The organism is Streptomyces sp. NPDC058459 (genome assembly GCF_042721685.1).
Taxonomy (GTDB): domain Bacteria; phylum Actinomycetota; class Actinomycetes; order Streptomycetales; family Streptomycetaceae; genus Streptomyces.
Genome location: NZ_JBHXLV010000389.1, coordinates 1 through 2,338, shown reverse-complemented (window position 1 = coordinate 2,338; position 2,338 = coordinate 1). Strand labels below are relative to the sequence as shown.

Here is a 2,338-nt window from a genome sequence, read left to right as displayed (position 1 = left end):
CCCCGACCACCTGGCACTATTTTTCCATATGGCCGGTGTGGCCGGGCTGCCGGATGCTTTTCCGCTGGTCACAACACTTTCTTCGTTCGGCGCCTCAGGCGGCGAACGTCGCTCTGCGCTCGCACGGCGAAATTCGACCCGGATTCGACCCGGCCTGCCAATCTTGGCTTGCCGCACATGCTCTGAACTGGGCTTATGTCGGACGGGAACGATACTCGAATGTTACGCCGGGTTCTGTCGCCCTGCCGGCACGAATACACCTGGCGTACTCGGCCAATCAGACCGCCTGAGCTTCCAGCCATGCCTCCACCTCCGGCCAGCGGTAGCGCAAATAGCGGCCGACCTTGTGGGCTCGCGGACCCTGGTGTCGGTGATTCCATATGTAGACCGTGTTCAGCGGTATGCCCAGGAAGTCGGCCAGTTCCTCAGCACTCATCAATGGACACCAGCCCCCCGCGCCACTGGCGGTTTCTGCCGCACGGGCAGTGGTTCGACGCATGGGTACTCCAGAACGGCTCAGAACGGGGCAGGAAAGAGCCACGTGAGCGGTAGTCCGCTCCGGTGACCCACGGAACATTGACATGAAATTCCAGCCGGACCAAATAGAAGAGTGTGCGGCGAAACTCCTACAACTCTTCCGAACTTTCGAAAGAAGCCAGCGAATCCTCGGCGAGGGCTCGTCGAACCCTCGCCGACGCCTCAGCGAGGATTCGTCTAGGTGAGATCTTCCCTACCGCCCCGTACCCCTTTGCCGCGAAGATCCCAAGAATGCGTTTGACATTTTCAGCTTGTCTGGATCAACATCCCATTCACCCAGGGTGCGATGAACGGGAACACGATCTCGCCGTCGATTACGACCCTGACACGAGAGACCCCACAAAGAAACTTCAAGGCCTGCTGAAAACTAGGAGTTGCGTCCATGCCATACGACCGCTGGCACAAGTCACGCCCGAAAGCCGGAGAGTCGACCTGCAGGGAACACGGCAAGGTTCCGACGAGGGATCACGGGGCCGGGAAGCGGTGGCAGGCTCGCTGGCGTAACCAGGAAGATGTCCAGCAGACGGAGTTGTTCCGCACCGAGGCCGAAGCCCGCAGGCACGAGACCAAAATGCGGTCCGGAGTGGACGACGGGTCATATATCAACCCTCGCGCCGGAGAGGTCAGGGTCGGTGAACTCGCCCTGACGTGGCTCAAGGGGCACGAACATAAGAATCCGCGCACATACCGACGCCACAGGGAGCGGGTTCACCTGCACATCATTCCTACCGCAGTTGGGAAGATGCGCGTAAAGGACGTGAACGCGTCGTCTTTGCTGGACTGGCTGCACGATCGTCGTCGGCTGCTCGAAAGTTCCACGCTGCGCCTGGTCTTCGACAATCTTCGGGCTGTCTTTGACCTGGCCGTGGACGACAGCCTGATACCGAAGAATCCATGCCTCGCCAAATCGGTGCAGGACGCCAAGCCGAAGCGAGGAGATGGCGGCCGGGCAGAGCTGACCCTGACGTGGGAGGACACCGACAAGATCCGCGCCGAACTTCCCGACCGCTACAAGGCGCTCGTCGACTGCGGTCGAGGCCTGGGCCTTCGTCAAGGAGAAATATTCGGCCTGTCACCAGACGACATCGACTGGGCCCATCCGGACGGCCCGATGGTGCACGTGCAAAGGCAAGTAGTCCACGACGGCTCGTTTCTGGCATATGCCCTGCCCAAGGGCGGGAACGACGAGGACCCGAAGGACCGGTGGGTCGAGCTGACCGACGACGTGGCCATCCCCCTGCGTGAGCACATGGAGAAATATCCGCCCGTCGAGGTGACCCGACCGTGGGGCAGCAAAGGTAGCGACCCGGTCACGGTGAAACTGATCTTCTACACCCGAGAGAAGACCGCCATCCAGTCGAACTGGTTCAACTCCTACCGATGGAAGCCTGCTCTGGCGGCAGCCGGCATCATCAAGCCCCTTGACCCCGACGCGCAGGGACGGCGCTGGGAGAAGTCTCGCGACGTGATGATGCACGCCCTCCGACACCTGTACGCGACGATGATGATCCACGGCGGGGTAGACGTGTACACACTCGCGGATCGGCTCGGACACGCCGATCCTGCGTTCACTCTGCGTAAGTACGTGCACCGGGCCGTGGGGGCCGGTTCCAAGATCCGTATCGCGGTCCGGAGCGCCTACACGAGGGCCGCATGACTCCTACACTGGTCGGCTTGTGCCACAACCGTGCAAGATGATCTTCGAAGGATCCGTTTACGCAGGTCAGATGCGCTGTATAGGAGTTCCGGGACATCTGACAGGCGTGGTGCCGTGCCCCCGGGTGACAAAGGGGCCCGCCCG

The 2,338-nt window shown here is 61.5% G+C and carries 3 protein-coding genes; 2 read left to right on the top strand and 1 reads right to left on the bottom strand.

Going from position 1 to position 2,338, the window contains the following annotated elements:
* Positions 1-290: hypothetical protein (locus ACFWN1_RS32950; protein WP_384370337.1), on the top strand; the 290-nt coding region annotated here is incomplete at its 5' end.
* On the opposite strand, the gene ACFWN1_RS32945 is transcribed toward ACFWN1_RS32950, so the two are convergent.
* Positions 278-436, bottom strand: coding sequence for a helix-turn-helix transcriptional regulator (locus ACFWN1_RS32945; protein WP_384370335.1), 159 nt, complete (start codon positions 434-436; stop codon positions 278-280). The genes ACFWN1_RS32950 and ACFWN1_RS32945 overlap by 13 nt on opposite strands.
* 483 nt (positions 437-919) lie before the next feature.
* Here ACFWN1_RS32945 and ACFWN1_RS32940 point away from each other — a divergent pair, with 483 nt between their 5' ends.
* Positions 920-2,194 carry a tyrosine-type recombinase/integrase gene (locus ACFWN1_RS32940; RefSeq protein WP_384370332.1) on the top strand — a complete coding sequence of 425 codons (1,275 nt, stop codon included), beginning with the start codon at positions 920-922 and terminating at the stop codon, positions 2,192-2,194.
* Positions 2,195-2,338 lie beyond the last annotated feature (144 nt).

Coding starts and splice junctions, on each gene's coding strand:
- ACFWN1_RS32945 (WP_384370335.1), bottom strand. CDS start 436: ATGAGTGCTGAGGAACTGGCCGACTTCCTGGGCATACCGCTGAACACG.
- ACFWN1_RS32940 (WP_384370332.1), top strand. CDS start 920: ATGCCATACGACCGCTGGCACAAGTCACGCCCGAAAGCCGGAGAGTCG.